This window comes from Erwinia sp. AK-PDG3-5, assembly GCF_056821705.1.
In genome coordinates, this window is record NZ_CM165967.1 from 2537677 (window position 1) to 2553580 (window position 15904).

17 protein-coding genes are annotated in these 15904 nt (G+C 57.6%); 9 read left to right on the plus strand and 8 right to left on the minus strand.

Going from position 1 to position 15904, the window contains the following annotated elements; genetic code table 11:
- Positions 1 to 141: 141 nt before the first annotated feature.
- From AC1UKS_RS11630 to tssD, 3 genes are read right to left on the minus strand one after another with little or no spacing between them, the layout of a single operon-like run.
- A complete protein-coding gene (locus AC1UKS_RS11630) occupies positions 142 to 609 on the minus strand; it encodes a hypothetical protein (protein WP_482433673.1) in 468 nt (155 codons plus the stop codon).
- Positions 606 to 968, minus strand: coding sequence for a tlde1 domain-containing protein (locus AC1UKS_RS11635; RefSeq protein WP_265910412.1), 363 nt, complete (start codon positions 966 to 968; stop codon positions 606 to 608). Before AC1UKS_RS11635 ends, AC1UKS_RS11630 begins: the two co-directional genes overlap by 4 nt.
- 12 nt (positions 969 to 980) lie before the next feature.
- Positions 981 to 1472, minus strand: coding sequence for a type VI secretion system tube protein TssD (gene tssD, locus AC1UKS_RS11640; protein ID WP_482433675.1), 492 nt, complete (start codon positions 1470 to 1472; stop codon positions 981 to 983).
- Between the two features lie 132 nt (positions 1473 to 1604).
- Between tssD and AC1UKS_RS11645 the strand changes: the two genes are divergently transcribed.
- From AC1UKS_RS11645 to AC1UKS_RS11685, 9 genes are all read left to right on the plus strand, one after another.
- Positions 1605 to 2024: a hypothetical protein gene (locus AC1UKS_RS11645; RefSeq protein ID WP_482433677.1), complete on the plus strand. Its 420-nt coding sequence runs from the start codon at positions 1605 to 1607 to the stop codon at positions 2022 to 2024.
- A gap of 180 nt (positions 2025 to 2204) precedes the next feature.
- On the plus strand, positions 2205 to 3845 hold the full coding sequence (locus AC1UKS_RS11650; RefSeq protein WP_482433679.1) for a TIGR04028 family ABC transporter substrate-binding protein: 1641 nt from the start codon (positions 2205 to 2207) through the stop codon (positions 3843 to 3845).
- Between the two features lie 10 nt (positions 3846 to 3855).
- Positions 3856 to 4800, plus strand: a complete 945-nt coding sequence (locus AC1UKS_RS11655; RefSeq protein WP_482433680.1) for an ABC transporter permease — start codon at positions 3856 to 3858, stop codon at positions 4798 to 4800.
- On the plus strand, positions 4797 to 5648 hold the full coding sequence (locus tag AC1UKS_RS11660; RefSeq protein ID WP_482433681.1) for an ABC transporter permease: 852 nt from the start codon (positions 4797 to 4799) through the stop codon (positions 5646 to 5648). Before AC1UKS_RS11655 ends, AC1UKS_RS11660 begins: the two co-directional genes overlap by 4 nt.
- Positions 5645 to 7267, plus strand: a complete 1623-nt coding sequence (locus AC1UKS_RS11665) for a dipeptide ABC transporter ATP-binding protein (protein WP_482433682.1) — start codon at positions 5645 to 5647, stop codon at positions 7265 to 7267. The genes AC1UKS_RS11660 and AC1UKS_RS11665 overlap by 4 nt, the downstream gene beginning before the upstream one ends.
- The gene (locus AC1UKS_RS11670) at positions 7264 to 8265 is read left to right on the plus strand and encodes a putative FMN-dependent luciferase-like monooxygenase (RefSeq protein WP_482433683.1); all 1002 of its coding nucleotides are present in this window, start codon (positions 7264 to 7266) and stop codon (positions 8263 to 8265) included. The genes AC1UKS_RS11665 and AC1UKS_RS11670 overlap by 4 nt, the downstream gene beginning before the upstream one ends.
- Before the next feature lie 12 nt (positions 8266 to 8277).
- Positions 8278 to 9378, plus strand: a complete 1101-nt coding sequence (locus AC1UKS_RS11675) for an alkylhydroperoxidase domain protein (protein WP_482433685.1) — start codon at positions 8278 to 8280, stop codon at positions 9376 to 9378.
- A gap of 8 nt (positions 9379 to 9386) precedes the next feature.
- Complete coding sequence (locus AC1UKS_RS11680; RefSeq protein ID WP_482433686.1) at positions 9387 to 10526, plus strand: amidohydrolase; 1140 nt, start codon at positions 9387 to 9389, stop codon at positions 10524 to 10526.
- Positions 10527 to 10545: 19 nt separating this feature from the next.
- On the plus strand, positions 10546 to 11394 hold the full coding sequence (locus AC1UKS_RS11685; RefSeq protein WP_482433688.1) for a VOC family protein: 849 nt from the start codon (positions 10546 to 10548) through the stop codon (positions 11392 to 11394).
- A gap of 2 nt (positions 11395 to 11396) precedes the next feature.
- Here the strand turns inward: AC1UKS_RS11685 and AC1UKS_RS11690 are convergent, their stop codons facing one another.
- From AC1UKS_RS11690 to AC1UKS_RS11710, 5 genes are all read right to left on the minus strand, one after another.
- The gene (locus AC1UKS_RS11690) at positions 11397 to 11666 is read right to left on the minus strand and encodes a barstar family protein (protein ID WP_482433689.1); all 270 of its coding nucleotides are present in this window, start codon (positions 11664 to 11666) and stop codon (positions 11397 to 11399) included.
- Between the two features lies 1 nt (position 11667).
- On the minus strand, positions 11668 to 12132 hold the full coding sequence (locus AC1UKS_RS11695; protein WP_482433690.1) for a ribonuclease domain-containing protein: 465 nt from the start codon (positions 12130 to 12132) through the stop codon (positions 11668 to 11670).
- A 33-nt stretch (positions 12133 to 12165) separates the two neighbouring features.
- The gene (locus AC1UKS_RS11700) at positions 12166 to 13086 is read right to left on the minus strand and encodes a sugar ABC transporter substrate-binding protein (protein WP_482433692.1); all 921 of its coding nucleotides are present in this window, start codon (positions 13084 to 13086) and stop codon (positions 12166 to 12168) included.
- Between the two features lie 142 nt (positions 13087 to 13228).
- A complete protein-coding gene (locus tag AC1UKS_RS11705) occupies positions 13229 to 14182 on the minus strand; it encodes an AEC family transporter (protein ID WP_482433693.1) in 954 nt (317 codons plus the stop codon).
- Between the two features lie 109 nt (positions 14183 to 14291).
- Entirely contained in the window at positions 14292 to 15872 is a 1581-nt protein-coding gene (locus tag AC1UKS_RS11710; RefSeq protein ID WP_482433695.1) for a methyl-accepting chemotaxis protein, read from the minus strand.
- Positions 15873 to 15904: the final 32 nt, after the last annotated feature.

Sequence of the window (15904 nt, forward strand, 5' to 3'; positions counted from 1 at the left end):
GTTTTTGCTGCATTATTGATAGAACTTATGACACGGGATAGTAGGCAGACCAGATATGACTGGAAAGGACTTAAAGGGAATGTCTTATAGCTAAAGTGAATATGTATAAAACCCGGCATCAGCCGGGTTTGTGTTGGGAAGTTATCTTGAACGACGTTGTGCTATTTCTTGCCTGACCTCTTCTATCGCCTCCTGCAGGGTTCCAAGGCACTCTGCCGCCTCATGCCCAGCCTTTTTCAGGGCCGGTTCAGCCCTGGCAAAATAGGCTTCAATTTGCTGTTGAGTAAAGTGGGTCATGCCGGGTATGGCGCAAATAAACGAGCTACCGAAACGCTGTTTTAACGGGTCGGAATTGTGCTCCAGCGGGTGGGTTGCATTAATTACCGCGACAGGGTCTTTAATCAGCGCCCTGCTAAGCGCGGTCGTCAGCGCCTCCGTTTGCCGATCGTCAAGGGTATCGCCAAGACGGTTAATCTCCTGCGGCAGTGCCTGCAGCGTTTTGCCGTCGGCCTGTTCCACCAGCCGGATATAAGCGTGCCAGTCGTTTGCTGCCGCCATGCACGCCGTCGATAAGATGCAGGCAATTAAAATAACGCTCCGTCGGATCATCTGACAACCTCCAGAATCTTATCCGATGACTGGATGATTTTTGCACGTGTGCCCGGCCCGAGGATTATGCAGCCTTCGGAAGCGAAACCGGGCACCGCTGGCGACTTCTTCTCACCGTGAATACGAAACAAGGAACGCCCAAAACCATCACCCGTGACTTGGTTCAGGATTATTGTCATAGGTCCTTTGGAATTGGTGTGTTCACCAATGCGCCACGTTCCTCGAGGAATGGGGCCCATGCTTTTTACGTGCTGACGGTCGGGGTTGTTTTTGTTTGTCAGACTTCCTGAATAACCTTTCCCTACTAACTTACCGTTGTGCCATAACTCGCCAGTACTTTGATAATATGTCCATGCCATCAATCATGCTCCTTATGCTGCATTGCGTTCTTTCCATGAATCAGAATGAATAATATTACCGTCCAGATATTTCCAGGTAATTTTCTCATAAGACATTTCGAGCACCTCAAGGTGATCGTGGTATTCATAATCGGGGTCTTGTGTATCCTCCATTAAAGGAACGACACAGGTAATACGGGCATTTTCAAGATACACGTTGAAATATTCTTCTTCCTGTCCGGCGTAATTGAGGCGATAGAATTTAAGCTCGGCTGATTTTAAGACTTTCCCTGAACTAACGAATCGATAAAGATTGGGACTGGAAGAGTCCAGTGCTTTGGTAAGGATAAAGGGGGCATGTCTGCGTGTTGCGTTTATGTTGCCGGACAGGTCATCCGTTGGGAGTGATATGCTGTGAGCCAGCGCGGTTATCTCAATGCTTCCTTCTCGATGCCGTATGTTTACAGAACCTCTGACGGGGTTACCACCATCATCTTTTAACCATAAATAGACTGGTATAGCCATTTTACGAACTCCTTTTCATGATAAGGATCATAATTATCGCGTCCTGTCTCTGTATGAATAAAATGAAACCTGAAATTTTATTGATATAAATCAATTTGATAATTTTAAACACCAATAATAGAGGATCATGCTTTGAACAGGAAAATAAAAATAGGGATGTTGGTGATTGCCATGATAATTACCGTGCCGCTGGCGGCATTGATTGCTTTTATCTACCTGCGCACCGGGCACTATCTTCATAGCGAGGAGAATCTGGCGAAATGCCAGACGTTCACGCCAGAGCAGGCGAAAGTTGAAGTATTACGCTCCCGGCTGAAAAACCATAACGGCTGGTCGTCTGGGGGTGAAGCCTGGTCTGCCGCTCATAGGGCTAATATCGCCTTCCTTGATGGTGACATCCAAAAATCAGATTCGGGCTGGTCGATACCCTTTACGCAAACGAACACGATAAATGTGAAGCAATACTTTGCGATGTTGGACTGCGCGACGCTGATCACTGAATATGCCTCAGAGCCCGAAGAGCCGCAGCGCGGACTGTCGGTATCACCCTGAATATCCAGGCTGAAGCAGCGTCCAGACAGCTTCTGCCCATATTAAGACGGCCGTACCGCCGAACCCGCCTATATTCGCCTGCCGATTAACCTTAGATGATTTCCTTGGTTCACCCCACTCCTGCTAAAGCCTGATATTTAACGTCACTTCCCTGAAAATATTGACGTTAAAGGATCATCTATGCCGACCACTTTTCGCCCTGAGGCGCTGGCTCGTCCGCTGGCTTTAAGCATTGCCCTTGCCCTGTTTGGCGGAAACGCCGTTGCGGCGGATTCGCCGGTTAAAGGCGGCACGCTGATTTATCTGGAGCAGCAGGCGCACACCAACCTGTATCCCCCGGCGGGCGGTTTTTACCCTAACGGCGGCATCCTGAATCAGATTACCGACAAGTTGACCTGGCAAAATCCGGAAACCCTCAAGGTTGAACCCTGGATTGCCCAGAGCTGGACCACTAACGCCGATAAAACCGAATACACCTTTAAACTCCATCCCGGCGTGACCTTCTCCGACGGCACGCCGCTGGATGCCAATGCGGTCGCCAAAAACTTCGACACCTACGGGTTGGGCAATAAAGCCCTGCGCCTGCCGGTTTCAGAAGTGATCAACAATTATGATCATAGCGAAGTGGTCGATCCGCTGACCGTGAAGTTCTATTTCAAAAAATCGTCCCCAGGCTTCCTGCAGGGCACCGCCACCATCGGTTCGGGACTGGTGTCACTCAGCACCCTGGCGCGCAGCTTCGATCAGCTGGGCGATGCCCGCCATATCATCGGCTCCGGCCCGTTTGTGGTCAGCGATGAGAAGCTGGGTCGTGAGGTCGATCTGGTCGCCCGTAAGGATTACCAGTGGGGACCGGCGAACATCTCCCAGCAAGGCCCGGCCAACCTCGACGGCATCAAGATTATCGTGACGCCTGAGGATAGCGTGCGCATCGGCGCGTTGCTGGCCGGTCAGGCAGATTTCATCCGCCAGGTGCAGGCCTACGACGAGAAGCAGGCTAAAGATCAACACTTCCCGATTTATGCCGCACCCACCCGTGGCGTCAACGACAGCCTGAGCTTCCGTCCTGATAACCCGCTGGTCAGCGATCTGCGCGTGCGTCAGGCCCTGCTGACTGCCACCAACTCGAAGCAAGTGGTGGAAACGCTGTTCTCCCCTAACTATCCGCAGGCCACGTCGGTGATTGCCACCACCGCCGCGGGCTACATCAACCTTGCCGACAAGCTGACCTTCGATCAGGCGAAAGCCAAAAGCTTGCTGGATGAAGCGGGCTGGAAACCGGGCGCCAACGGCATCCGTGAGAAAGACGGCAAGCCGCTATCGCTGACCGTTTACGAGTCCCTGCCGCAGCCACAGAACAAAGAGGTACTGCAGCTGATCGCGCAGCAGTGGCGTCAGGTCGGCGTGGAGCTAAAAGTGAAGGCGGGTGATGCGGGCAGCAAAACGCTGGACAGCCTTGACCCGCTGAAAACGCCGTTGAACGTCACCGAAGTGGGCCGTGCCGATCCGGACGTGATCAAAAGTAGCTTCTATCCGGCCAACCGCGACGCGCTGCTGCAAAAAGGCGGTTCGAGTGACAAGGTGAAAAGCTTCCGGGATGACAAGCTGAATCAGCTGCTGGTGAATATTTCTGCCGAGATCGACCCTGCCAAACGTCTGCAGCTGACCGGCGATGTGCAACGCTACCTGCTGGAGCAGGCTTACGTGATCCCGATTTTCGAAGAGCCGCAGGTGTTTGCCGGCGCACCATGGCTTAAGGGTGTGAAGTTCGAAGCGGTCGGCCGTCCTGCGCTGTATAGCGCCTGGCTTGAAAAGCATTAAGGAGATCTGAATGCGCCATTATCTGCTGTATCGGGTTGGGCATGGGGTGCTGGTGCTGTGGGCCGCGTTTACGCTCTCCTTTGTGCTGCTGCAGGTGCTGCCCGGCGATGCGATCCTGATTAAGTTTCAGAACCCGGATATGGGGCTGAGCCCGCAACAGATCGCCGAGATGCGGCAGGCCTATGGCGCAGACAGTCCGTTGTGGCAACAGTATCTGCATACCCTTGGCGCGATGCTGCAAGGCGATTTTGGCTATTCGGTGCAGGCCGGCGTGCCGGTCAGCGAACAGGTGCAGAGTAATCTGCCAGAGACGCTGCGCCTGGCCGGCTGCGGTTTTGTGCTGGCGGTGGTGCTGGCATTTGTGCTGGCCGCGTTGTCGCGCATTCCGGCGCTGCGGGGCTTGCGAAACCTGCTGCAATCGGTACCGGTACTGTTTATTTCCATCCCGACCTTCTGGCTGGGCATTGCATTAATTCAGCTGTTCTCTTTCCAGTTGCGCTGGATACCGGTGATCAACCCTTCCCCGTTACAGGGACTGATTCTGCCGGTGATCACCGTGGCAATCCCGATTTCCGCCCCGCTGGCGCAGATCCTGTTACGCAGCATCGACGAGGTGGCAACCCGGCCGTTTGTGGCGGTGGTTCGCGCCAAAGGCGCCAGCGAAAGCTGGGTGTTATGGCGGCACGTGTTGCGTAACGCCATGCTGCCGGTGCTGACCGTGGCCGGACTGCTGCTGGGCGAGCTGATTGCCGGTGCGCTGATCACCGAAACGGTGTTTGGTTTAGGTGGCCTCGGCCAGTTAACGCAACAGGCGGTGAATAATCAGGATGTCGCGGTATTACAGGCGGTGGTGATGATTTCGGCGCTGGGCTTTGTGCTGATTAATATGCTGGTCGATCTGTTAATGCCGCTGTTGGATCCCCGTCTGCAAACCGTGACCAGAGGTGCCGTATGAGCCTTGTTGATTTTGCCACCGCGCGGCAAAAGCCCACGCCAATCCGTCAGGCCTGGAACGTTCAGCCCGGTCTGTGGCTGGCATGGTTAGTGATGCTGCTGGCAGCCATCGCCGCGCTGTTTCCGGCTTTACTGACGCCTTACAGCGCGGTCGAAGGGATTGCCGGCGCGCAGCGTCTGGCCCCGCAGGCCGGACACTGGCTGGGAACCGATCAGCTGGGTCGTGACGTTTTCGCCCGCATTGTCTATGGCGCGTCGCACTCGTTGTCTGCCGCGCTGCTGGCGGTGGCCATGGGCGGGATTTTTGGCACCGCGCTGGGCGTGCTGGCCGGTGCGGTAGGCGGGAAAACCGAGTCGGTAGCGATGCGAGCGGTTGACGTGCTGCTGTCGATTCCCTCGCTGCTGCTGTCGTTAAGCGTGCTGATCCTGTTGGGCTTTGGCACCCTCAACGCGGCAACGGCGGTGGGGATTGCCTCCATCGCCAGCTTTGCCCGCCTGGCGCGCGGTGAAGTGGTGCGCATTCGCCACAGTGATTACGTCGAGGCGGCGTTTGGCAGCGGCGGACGCTTTCTGTCAGTGCTGTGGCGCCATATTTTACCTAACGCGCTGGCCCCGGTGATCGCCTACGGTGCGCTACAGTTTGGTCAGGCGATCCTCGCCCTTTCTACCCTGAGTTTCCTCGGCTACGGCACCCCGCCGCCGGCCCCGGAATGGGGATTGCTGATCGCCGAAGGCCGCAACTATCTGGCCACCGCCTGGTGGCTGACCACCTTCCCGGGCCTGGTGGTGGTGTGCGTGGTGCTGGCGGCTAACCGCATCAGCCAGCAGCTTTCAGGAGGCCGGAAATGAGTTCGCAACCCGAGTTACTGCTCAACGTTGAGCAACTGAGCCTGAGCTATCGCACTGGCGCAGCCTGGAAAGAGGTGGTGCATCAGGTCAGTTTTCAGCTGAACAAAGGGGAAATGGTGGCGATGGTCGGCGAATCCGGCTCCGGTAAAACCACCACCGCGCAGGCGATTATTGGCCTGCTGGCGGAAAATGGCCGGCGCGACGGGGGTCGCATCCTGTTGAACGGCGAAGATATCAGCCAGTGGTCATCCCGTCGGCTGGACAGCGTTCGTGGCGCGCGTATCAGCCTGGTGCCGCAGGATCCGGGCAACTCGCTCAATCCGGTGAAAACCATTGGCGATCAGGTTGAGGAGATTTTACGTCTGCATCGCGTCTCTGACCGCGCCGGACGCAAACAGCAGGCGATCGAGCTGCTGACCCGCGTCGGGCTCAGCCATCCAGAGCAGCGCGTCAGCCAGTATCCTCATCAGCTGTCAGGCGGCATGAAACAACGCGTGCTGATTGCCATCGCCCTGGCGCTGAAGCCGGACATTATTATTGCCGACGAGCCGACCAGCGCGCTGGATGTCACCGTACAGAAGCGCATTCTCGACCTGCTGGATCATTTACGCCGTGAGTCCGGCACCGCCGTGCTGTTTGTCACCCATGACCTGGCGCTGGCCGCCGAGCGTGCCGACCGCATTATTGTGTTCCGCAATGGTGAGATTCAGGAACAGGGCGCGACCTCGCAGGTCATCGGTGCGCCAAAACAGGCTTATACCCGCCAGTTGCTTGCCGATGCCCTGCCGCGTCCGCGCCAACCTGACCCCTCCAGCCCGCGTTCGTTCACGACACCGGCGATTCAGGCTTCGCGCATCAGTAAGGGATTTGCATTGGGGAAAAGCCAACGGTTACAGGCGCTGAACGAGGTCAGTTTTGCCGTGGCCCGTGGCACCACCCACGCCATCGTCGGCGAGTCGGGTTCGGGCAAAACCACGCTGGCGAGGATCCTGCTGGGGTTTGAGTCGTCGGACGCTGGCCGTATTACCCTCGACGGTATCGTGGTCAACGGCCTGCAGGGCGAATCATTGCGCCAGCTGCGACGCCGCATCCAGTTTGTTTACCAAAACCCGTTCGCGTCGCTCGATCCGCGGCAAACGCTGTTTCGCATTATTGAAGAACCGCTGCTGAATTTTGACCGGCTTAGCCGCGACGAACGCCGCCAGCGGGTGGAAGCGGTAACGCAGAAGGTAGCGCTGCCGCTCGATATCCTGTCGCGCAGCGCGCGGGAACTGTCCGGCGGCCAACGTCAGCGTGTGGCGCTGGCCCGGGCGCTGATCCTGCAACCGTCGATTCTGGTGCTGGATGAAGCCACCTCGGCGCTCGACGTCACCGTGCAGGCGCAGATCCTCGCCCTGCTGCAACAGCTGCAGGCAGAACAGGGCCTGACCTACCTGTTTATTACCCATGATTTGGCTACCGTGCAGCAGATTGCCGACACCCTGACCGTGCTAAAGGCCGGTGAAGTGGTGGAATCGGGTGACGTTGTCACTATTTTTAACGCACCGCAACACGCTTACACCCGCGAGCTGCTGGCCGCGATCCCTGTTTATTCCCCGCCGGTTAAGGAGTTTTCATGACCGCTAAACGACTCGGCTTTTTCACCCGCCTGCTGGATAAGGTCCCGGCCAGCGCGCGCTACCGGCTGGCCACCGAGCAGATCCAGCACGCTGAGCGGCTGGGTTTCGACAGCGCCTGGATAGCCCAGCACCATTTCCATGAAAATGAAGGCGGCTTGCCCTCGCCGCTGCTGTTTCTGGCGCATGTTGCGGCGCATACCCAGCGGATCCGTCTGGGCACGGCGATTATCACCCTGCCGATGGAAAATGCCCTGCGCGTGGCGGAAGATGCCGCAGTGCTGGATCTGCTGGCCGAAGGTCGGCTGGAGATTGGACTGGGTTCCGGCGGCACGCCAACCTCGTTCCTGCCGTTTGGCTTGACCTTCGAACAACGCGGTGCGGTGTTTGGAGAACATCTGCACACGCTGCTCAGTGCCTGGCGTGGCGACTCGCTCAGCCATCCCGATAATCATCTGTATCCGCCGGCGCCGCAGCTGGCAGAGCGCGTGTGGATTGCCACCTTCTCGGTAGAAGGCGCAGTACGCGCGGCGAAAAGTGGGCATGGACTGATGCTGTCACGCACCCAGCCTCGCCCGGCTGACCAGCCAAATCTGCCGCTGGATGCGCTGCAAAACCCGATGATCGATGCCTATCTCGACGCCCTTCCGGCTGGCGTTGAGCCGAGGATCCTCGCGTCCCGTACCGCCTTTGTTGCCGACTCCGATCATTACGCCCGCAAGCTGGCAGAGCCGGGTATTCGTGCCCAGGTCACGCAGTTTGTTGCGTCCGGTCAGCCGCTGCGCGGCGACAGTTTTGACGACTACTTACGCCAGGTTGACGCCCATGTCGGCAACGTGGAACGGGTCACCGCGTCGCTGTTGCAGGACAGCGTGCTGCCCCGCGTCACCGATATTTCTTTCCAGGTTCATTCAGTTGAACCGCCACACGCCGACACGCTGCGCTCTGTTGAACTGATTGCTGAGCACATTGCGCCACGGCTAAGAACCCTGAAACCCTAACCGGAGATGATGATGACCACTGCAACGGATTTACTGGCTTCGCTGGCAGATATCGCGCCGGATTCTGAGCTTGCGCAGGCCCGCCACACCCGGGAAGCCGCCACCCGCCATGCGCAAGGCAGCTATGAGGTGATCTTCAGCCAGCAGGATGCCGATTTCCCGCTGGCTGAACGTTTCGCCCTGGCGGCTAAGGTAGCGGAATGGAATGCGCAGCCCGCGCTGCAAACGCATTACCAGCAGCAGGCTGGCGAACTGGACACCAGCACACGCCATGCGCTGGCGTTAGCCTGGGCGCATCGTCTGACCTCCGAACCGGTCAGCGCCACCCCGGCACATTTGCAGGCCTTGCAGGACGCGGGATGGACCGCGCGCGGCATAGTGACACTGTCACAGCTGGTGGCCTTTATTAACTTCCAAAGTCGCCTGCTGGCCGGTTTACGGCTGTTGCAGGGCCACGCCTCAACCGCCACCGCACTGGCGGTGGTGGCAGGTGTCTGGCATCAGGCGGCCACCACCGCCAGTGGCAAAACGGCGCTGACCGCCTTCACCCAGCAGGACCTCGGCTGGGAACCCTGGCTGGCCGCCAAACCGCTGACGGAATTCACGGAAGAAGAGAAACAGGTTCTGGCGAAGTTTGGTCATACCGACTCCGATTATTTCCGCCTGCTGGCGCGGAATTTACCGGTGCTGGAACAGCGCACCCTGACGGATAAAGGCATTTTCTTCACCTCCGGCGGCCTGCCACGCGCCGACCGCGAACTGGCGGCTGCGGTGGTCAGTAAGGTTAACGGCTGCATCTTCTGCGCCTCGGTACACGCCCGCAAAGCCAGCCAGCTGTCGAAAGATTTCGATTCGGTCGAAAAACTGATTGGCGTCGCCCCCGGCGGCAAGCTGTCCGAAGGCCAGTCCGCACGCTGGGCGGCCATTATCGATTTCTCCGCTGCCCTGTCCGTGACGCCGCAACAGGCCACGCTGGGACAGATTGTCGCGTTGCAGCAGCAGGGTCTGGATACCCTGGCGCTGCTGGATGTGATCCAGTCCAGCGCCTTTTTCGCCTGGGCCAACCGCCTGATGCTAACGCTGGGCGAACCCTTTATCCCTTCAGACGTATAAGGAGCCGTATGACTTCGTTACCCTCCAGCCAACTGGTGCAATGGCGCCGAGAGTTGCATCAATATCCGGAGCTGTCGAATCAGGAATTCGCCACCACGGAACGGATTACCGCTTGGCTGAAGCAAGGCAATATCCGCCTGCTGCCGTACGATTTGAAAACCGGCGTGGTGGCTGAAATCGGCCAGGGCGAACCGCTGATTGCCCTCCGGGCCGATATTGATGCGCTGCCGATTGATGAAGCGGTGAACCATCCCTGGACGTCGACCCATGCCGGCGTGATGCACGCCTGCGGCCATGATATCCATACCTCGGTGATGCTCGGCGTGGCGCATCAGCTTAAGCAGCAGGAAGCCGAACTGACGGGGCGGGTGCGCATCCTGTTTCAGCCGGCTGAAGAGACCTTTAACGGTGCGCAACAGCTGATCGATGCTGGCGTGCTGGACGGCGTTCAGGCAATTTTTGGTATGCATAACGCGCCCGATCTGCCGCTGAACAGCTTTAAAACCCGCGCCGGTCCGTTTTATGCCAACGTCGACCGCTTTGTGATCCGCCTTGAGGGCAAAGGCGCGCACGCCGCACGGCCACATGAAGGCATTGATTCAATCGTGATTGCCAGCCAGATCGTCACCGCACTGCAAACCTTGCCGAGCCGGACGTTCAGCTCGCTGGAGTCGGTGGTGGTCAGCGTAACGCGCTTCACCGCTGGCAACACCTGGAACGTGCTGCCACAAAGCGTCGAGCTGGAAGGCACGGTGCGCACGCACAATGCGGCTATCCGCGCGGCAATACCTGAAAAGATGACGGCGTTGATTAACGGCATTGCCGGCGGCTTTGGCGCCAAAGCCGAACTGGAGTGGATTGAAGGTCCGCCGGCGCTGGTGAATACGCCGGAATGGGCGGAGTTTGCGCTCGATCTGGCCAGCGAGGCCGGCTTTAAGGCCGAAGCCGCCGCGACGCCACAGATGGGCGGCGAGGACTTTGCCTTCTATCTGCACCATGTGCCGGGGGTGTTTGTCAGCATCGGCAGCGCCAGTGAGTTTGGCCTGCATCATCCAGGCTTTGATCCTGACGAAGCGATCATTGATTCCTCCGTCCGCTATTTTACCCAGCTGGTTCCTCGCGCCTTAGCGCGGGTGGCGGCTAAATAATAAAAAAAGGAGCACCATTATGCCTGTCCCTACCCCTAAGGCGGTTCTTGATCATGTGGTGATTAACGTCGCCGACCAGTTAGATGCTGCCAGCGCGCTGTACCGCAGGTTGGGTTTTCAGCTGACCGAGCGGGGTCATCACTCCCTCGGCTCCAGTAATCATCTGGCAATTTTTGGCGAAAATTACCTTGAGCTGCTCGGCTATGAGAAAGGTAAAAAGAGCAGCCGCGCCGATCTCTGGCAGGCGTCTCCGGGCCTCAGTGGCCTGGTGTGGAAAACGGAAGATGCCGATCAGGATTATAAGCATCTGTTACGTCAGGATTTAGACGGCGATGAGCCCGCCTCTTTCCACCGTCCGGTGACCCTGCCGGACGGCACGGTGACCGAAGCGAAGTTCCGCACCGTCCGGGTGCGTCCGTCGCTGATCGCCGATGGCCGCAGCTTTTTCTGTCAGCATTTAACCCCGGAAGCGGTGTGGCAGCCCGCGTGGCAACGGCACCCGAACGGCGTGAAAAACATCAGCGAGTTTGTGATTGTCGCCCGCGATCCGGCCTCGGTTGCCTCGCTGTACAGCCGCCTGTTTGGCACCAACAGCCTGAGAGCCTGTCAGGAAGGCGCATTTTTGCTGACCGCCGGCGTGACCAGCGTGCGCTTTGCGACCGAAGATTACGTCAGGTCGCGCTTCCATGCGCTGCCGGATAACTATGATGGCTCGGCACGCATGGCGGCGTTAAGTTTTCAGACTGAGGATCTGGCGAAGGTCAGAGCGGCACTGCATCAGGGCGGTCTGCAGTTTAGCGAGGCGAATGACGCGATTGTGGTCTTGCCGCAGCAGGGCTTTGATGTCGCCCTGCGCTTCCATCAATAGCGTTAGCAAATGCGCAGGCTGAATTTTCCCCCGGAAGCCGCTTCCGCTTCCCGCAGCACGGCTATCACGCCGTCAAACTGCTGAGGATCGGCATGCGTGGTCAGATGACGTAGCGTCACGCGCGCCGGCAGGTCAATCATGCCGGTTAGCGCATCCCATAGCGCATCCAGATTGTTGCCAAAGGCCATCTCAATGGCGAACTTGTGGCAGAACTGACGGTAAAATTCTGCTACGTCGGCGATATGCTCAAAGTCGAAGCTAACCGTGTTCATCTCAGTACACCTGCTCAACGTTGCGGTAATGGTCCTTAGTCACGTAAATCAACCCGTCACTGGAGTACAGCAAGCGGTCGCTTCCCCGGCGGCCGCAGTCATAATTCACGTCCGCTTCAAACCAACGTCGCCCCTGCTTTTCCGGCAGCACTTTTTCCCGGTTGGAGAAGCGATCGCCGCCGATTGCCCGGCCTGGCAGGCTCTGGCAAAGATTGCCCCGCGACGGTTCCCAGCCCTTTTTTCTGGCTTCACCTTTGGTTAAGTAAAATGCAGGAAGGCGCTGATGCTGGTGCAGATAGTCGGCCACGCGTTGTTGTTGCGTGAGCGTGCTGATATCGCTGCTGTTGGTCGCGGAGGCGGCGTGCGCCGCCTGCTGACGATCGGCAGGCGGTTTGGACGGGTGGCGTAAGCCGGCGGCGGTGGCCACAATGGCGAGGATCGCCGCAATAATCAGTTTTTTATTCATCGCCGGAGTTTACCGCGACGGCAGATTTAGCGTCTATTCCTTATCAACGTATTTTTGTAACGTGGCCGGGGTAACCAGCTCAAACGGGATCCAATAATACGGGTCGAGCTTTTCGCCTTTAATCATCTTCTGCGCCACATCCACCGCCGCTTTGCCCTGGCCAATCGCATCCTGGAAAACGGTCACCTGCATTTTGCCCGAGGACATGGCTTTCAGCCCATCCGGCGTGGCATCAATGCCGCCAATCAGGATTTTGCTGTCTTTCTTGCCGGCCTGTTGTAAGCCCATGATCGCGCCAATCGCCATTTCATCATTGTTGGCGGCCACGATGTCGATCTCTTCACCGTTGGTCATCCAGTTGAGCATCAGATCCATCCCCTCATTGCGGGAATAGTTGGCGGTCTGCTTCTGTACCACGCGCATTTTCGGGTACTTGGCGACCACCTGCTCCACGTCTTTGGTGCGTTGAATGGCGCCCGCATCGGTCAGGTTACCAATCATGATGCCCACATTGCCCTGATAGTTTGCCAGACGCGCCAGCGCTTCCATCTGCAGGGTGCCGGACTGTTTCTCATCAGAGCCGACAAACACCACGCCGCTCGGCAGTTTGATATCGCCAGGCGTGCGGTTTACGTAAACCAGCGGAATGTTGGCGGCGGTCACCAGTTTGGTCATCGCCGGGGTGCCGGCCGAATTGACCGGATCAACGATGATGGCATCAACGCCGGCGCTGATGAAACTTTGCACCTGATCGGTCTGCCGGCCGACATCGCCGCGCGCATCTTCAAACTGCACGGTGATGCCACGGGCTTTGGCCTCTTTATCAATCGACTGGCGGATGATGGTCAGGAAGTTCTGGTCGAAATAGGCCATTGAAACGCCGATGGTTTCCGCCAGCACGCTGGTGGAACAGCTCAGTGAGGCGACGAGCAGCAGGGCTTTGTAGGTTTTCATTATTCTTCTCCGGAGGTCAGGATCGGTCCGTTTCGCCGTGCTTATAAACGAAACAAAATTACCGATAAGAGAAGATAGTGAAATAAACGTACTTGCCGCAAGCGTCTCGCGTCAGTTCCGCCAGCTGGCTCACACTTCCTCGTCAGGCGAGGTCCATTAGCATGAGCAGCAGCGGCGTGGTCACCGCGGAGAAAACCGTCGACAGCAGCATGCTGGTGGCGGCCGGTCCGGTTAAGGCATTGAATTGTTGTGACATTAAATAGACATTGATGCCAACCGACATCGAGCCTAACAGCACCACCACTTTGCTTTCCAGCGGCGGCAGGCCCAGCATCACCGCCAGGCCCCAAATCACCAGCGGCTGAACAATCAGCTTCAGCAGGCAAATCGCATAACTCTCTTTCAGGCCGTCCTTCACTTTGTAGGCGGCCAGACTCATCCCTAACGCCACCAGCGCCAGCGGCACGGCGATGGTGCCCAGCATGCTCACCGGTTTATCAATCATCTGCGGCAGCGGGATGCCGGTCAGGCTGAACAAGGTGCCGGAAAGAATGGCGATAATCAGCGGATTTTTCAGCACGCTGACCGCCGTTTTACCAAACCCTTTCAGATTAAGCGCGCCGTGTTTGACCCACTCGACGGACACCGTGGCCAGCGTCCATAAAATCAGGCCATTAAACACCAGCACCAGCGCCACCGACGGGATCGCCCTTTCGCCCAGCATCACCGTGGCAATCGGCAAGCCCAGCATCACGTTATTGGAGAAGATGCCGCCCAGCGCAAATACCGACCCGGAAATGCCATCCAGCTTAAACAGCCGGCTTGCTATCACTCTGCCGAGAACAAAAACGATCAGGCAGCTGCCGAAAAAAGCGATCAGCAAGCGGGCATCGACCGGCGGGCTTTGACCGAAATCGCTCATCAGCCGGAATAACATCGCCGGAAGCGCAATTTTAAACACCACGCGATTTAGCGCTTCGGTAATGCTGTCGGGCCATTTTCGCCAGCGAACCAGCATCCAGCCTAAGGCAATCAGGATAAACAACGGCATGGAAAGCAGGATTTGGTGCAGCAGAGTGTGCAAAAGCGCGGGCATGGCGGGCTCAACTGTCAGTCGTTTTCCCTACCATAAGATCGATGTGATGTGACGTAAAGCCTTGATAGTGGCGACGGTGGGAAAAAGGCCGGGCGACCCCGGCCGGGGCTCACACTGTCGGCGCCAGTTTGAACACGCTGACGCTTTCCAGCAGACTTTCAGCCTGCGATTGCAACGACTGCGCAGCCACGGTCGACTGTTGTGACAACGAGGCATTCTGTTGCGTGGCAGAGTCCATCTGGGTGACAGCCAGGTTAACCTGATCGATACCGACGCTTTGCTCACCGCTGGCCAGCGAGATTTCTGCCACCAGTGAGCTGACGCGTTGCACGTTATCGACGATGTTACCCATCGCTTCGCCAGCGCGTGCCACCAGCGCATTGCCGGCAGTGATCCGGCCCACTGAACTGTCGATCAGGGTTTTTATATCCCGTGCGGCTGATGCGGAACGCTGAGAAAGCGCCCGCACTTCTGCCGCCACTACCGCAAATCCGCGCCCTTCTGCGCCCGCGCGTGCCGCTTCTACGGCGGCGTTAAGCGCCAGAATGTTGGTCTGGAAGGCAATACCATCAATCACGCTAATGATGTTGCTAATTTGATGTGAGAAATGGTGGATTTCACCCATGGTCTGCACCACCTCCTCCACTACGCTGCCGCCTTGCTGCGCGGCGGTGGTGGCGGTCAGCGCAATATCGCTGGCATGACGGGCGTTGTCGGCGTTTTTCTTCACTACCGAGGTTAACTCTTCCATCGATGCCGCCGTCTCTTCCAGCGCACTGGCCTGCGCTTCATTACGTGAGGAGAGGTCCTGGCTGCCGTGGGCAATCTGCGCCGAGGCGGTGGCAATCGTTTCGGTGCCTTCACGCACATCAGACACAATGCGCGTCAGGTTGCCGTTCATCTCTTTCAGAGCCGCCATCAATAAGGCGGTCTCATCGCGGCCTTTCACCAGAATCTGAGTTTGCAGATCGCCCGCGGCTACCGTCTGAGCAATTTTAACCGCCTGCGCCAGCGGACGAGTGATGCTACGCACTAACCAGAAAGTAATGGTGATGCCGGTGATTAAGGCCATTAGCATCGACACGAACAGCAGCAGCCGCGTGTGTTGATAGGCGGCCTGGTTCGACGCTTCAATCTTCGTATGCAGATTGAGGGTATGCGCCAGCACCTGGCTGACGACCTCATCAATCATTTTGGTCGGCTGACGGTCGATCCCGGTGACCAGATGGTCAACGCGCTGCGCGCTGCTGGCGTCGCCGACGTGATACTGCTCAAGCGCCGTCAGATAACGTTTCTCCAGATCCGCATGCAGCCGTTTGGTCTCCACCACTTCCCGGTTATTCATGCCCATTGCCGGCATTGTGACGATCAGTCTGGCCAGCAGATCCTGCGTCAACCTGCTCTGCGCCACAAAGGCGGCCTGATATTTGTCGAAGCTCTTCGGGTCATCTGCGCCGCGCAACAGCGTATTTTTCCACTCCTGCACCTGGATTTTGAACTGAACCTGCGCATTTCTCGCGGTATCAATGACCTGTTCGATCTGCATTTCCTGCTGCATGATTTGGCTGCTTTGCTTAAGCGCATCCTCGTTGACCATCAGCCCTCTTAAGCCGATAAACAACGTCGCGCATAGCAGAATCGCCGCCAGCAGGCCAAGCCGGAGACCGATTTTAAAATTGGACAATTTCATAGACAACCCTGGGTAATAGATGAAGCAGACGC